Below are 2,431 nucleotides of genomic sequence, written 5' to 3'. Positions count from 1 at the left end.
CCCATACTCCTTTCACATTTCGGCTCTTTTTCCTCCGTTTAGCTTCAGCTAAAATTTTTGCTCCAGGTTCCCATTTTGGAATTGTTAAAGGCTCAAGATAATAAAATATTTCCTCATGTGCGTTATAAGCAGCCATACTCAGAGCGTGTTCTCCAGAACAGTTTTTAAGATTTACATCTGCACCAGCTTCAACCAGTATTTTTACAGCATCAAGATTCCCCGCCAGAGCTGCATCCATTAAAGCGGTGTCTCCTTCTTCCATTTGTAAATTCACATCAGCACCCGCTTTAATCAGCAATTTCATAATCTCCAAATTCCCTTGCCTTGTCGCGTCTGCTAGAGGAGAGAAATCCCATACGGGATTAAGCTCTACTCCTTGCTGAAGCAGGTTTTTGACAGTTTCTACATCATTTGATTGAATTGCTTTGGTAAGTAGGTAAAAAGGTCTCATCATTCTGAGATAACTTTCACTCTTTTTTTAAAGAGCGCATCTAAATTTGCTTTACTTCGTCTCCATCCAATTTTGCCCGACATGAACGTCAACTACTAAAGGCACAGTTAATTGCACGGCATTCTCCATTGTTTCTCGAATCTTCGGTTGCAATTCTTCCCACTCAGATGGCGGAACTTCAAACACCAATTCATCATGCACTTGCAATACCAAACGCGCCTGATATTTCTGTAAAATTTGGTGCAGTTTTATCATGGCAATTTTGATGATATCGGCGCTGGAACCTTGAATGGGTGCATTAGCAGCAGCGCGTAAAAGTTGTGCGTCAGACGCACTCATTTTCTTGAGTTTATCGAAGTCGATCTCGTCTGGGTTACAGTTTAGATAGCTGCGAACGCTACCACTTTCAAAGTTGAAATAGCGGCGGCGTCCGCAAATTGTTTCGACGTAACCGTGTGCGATCGCTTCTCGTTTCATTCTCTCCAAATATTCAAAAACTTTTGGGTAGCGAACGTAGAATTTTTTGATAAACTCATTCGCACTTGCCTTATTTACGCCAGTCGATCGCGAAAATTTCAGCGACCCCATTCCATAAATCACGCCAAAGTTAATCGTTTTCGCCAAGCGGCGTTCGTCAGAAGTAACTTTTTCCTTTTCAAACACTATCCGCGCCGTGACAGTGTGAATATCTTCGTTATTTTTATATGCTTCAACAAGTACAGGTTCTTGACTCAAATGCGCCAAAATTCGCAACTCGATTTGGGAATAATCCGCCGATACCATCAACCAGTTATTTTCTGGCAAAAAAGCTTTGCGAATGAGGCGGCTAAACTCAGTGCGAATGGGAATATTCTGCAAATTCGGTTCGGAAGAAGACAGCCTTCCAGTTGCAGTCACCGTTTGATTAAAATTTGTATGCACCCGCTGAGTATCAGATCGAATCAGTGTGGGTAGCGCATCTACATAAGTTGATTTCAATTTAGATAAAGTGCGATATTCGAGAATCTCATCCACAACTGGATGATCTCCTTGCAGTCTTTCCAGTGTACCAGCGTCGGTAGAATAACCCGTCGCGATTTTCCGAGATTTTTTTGGATCTAGTTTCAGTTTTTCAAACAGTAGCTGACTCAATTGCTTAGGGGAACCCAAATTAAATTTTTCTCCAGCAACCTCATAAGCTTTTTGTTCGATCGTTTCCAAATCTTTTTCCAGCTTTTGCGATAGTTCTTTCAGATATGCAGCATCAATCCTAATGCCGACATACTCCATTTCTGCTAACACTGGTTCTAACGGTTGTTCGACTTCCAGCAGCAAATCGTCTAGTTTGGCAGCGGTTTTTAGTTGTTCGCGCAGTTTGCCAACAAGTTGAAATGTCGCATATACTTGCATTCCGCAGTAATCTGCCACTTTAGCGATATCTAAATCGGCGATATTTTTACCTTTCGGTATTCCTAAATCTGCATAACTTTGAATATTTATATCTAAATATCGCAGCGCCAAATCGCTGAGGCTGTGACTGTTTTCTGGATTCAAAACATAACTAGCCAGCATGGTTTCAAACGCAACGACGGCCAGCTTAATTCCCTGACACCGAAATACTAAGCGATCGAACTTCGCATTATGTAGCGTTTTCGGATATTTATCACTCTCTAAAATCGGACGCAATGCCTCTAAAACTTCTGCTTTATCTAAGTTTGCACCTTTTTTGTGGCTAATTGGAATATAAGCAATCTCATCTGGATTTATTCCCCAGCAACAGCCAATTCCCACTAATTCAGCATCTCGCGGTTCTAAATCGCTTGTTTCCGTATCCCACGCCACAGGTGTAGTTGAATTCGTGCAAAGTTGCAGTTGTTTTACCAGTTCTTTCAGTTTGTCTGGAGTATCGATAATCTGAGGTGTAATTGCAGAATCCGGTTTTTTCTGTGCTGCTTGCGTTTCCTCAAAACTGAAAAATGCCAAATCTTCAGATTCCGGAAA

At 41.5% G+C, this 2,431-nt stretch carries 2 protein-coding genes; both read right to left on the bottom strand.

Annotated elements, in window-relative coordinates; genetic code table 11:
- Window positions 1-304: ankyrin repeat domain-containing protein (locus H6S82_RS28840; RefSeq protein ID WP_347339564.1), on the bottom strand; the 304-nt coding region annotated here is incomplete at its 3' end.
- Between the two features lie 198 nt (window positions 305-502).
- A partial coding sequence (polA, locus tag H6S82_RS28835; protein ID WP_191057146.1) for a DNA polymerase I occupies window positions 503-2,431 on the bottom strand: 1,929 nt, incomplete at its 5' end.

Origin of the sequence: Planktothrix sp. FACHB-1355 (genome assembly GCF_014748295.1) — a bacterium.
In the GTDB taxonomy this organism is placed as follows: Bacteria; Cyanobacteriota; Cyanobacteriia; order Cyanobacteriales; family Aerosakkonemataceae; genus Aerosakkonema; species Aerosakkonema funiforme_A.
This window is presented reverse-complemented; position numbering and strand designations above follow the sequence as displayed.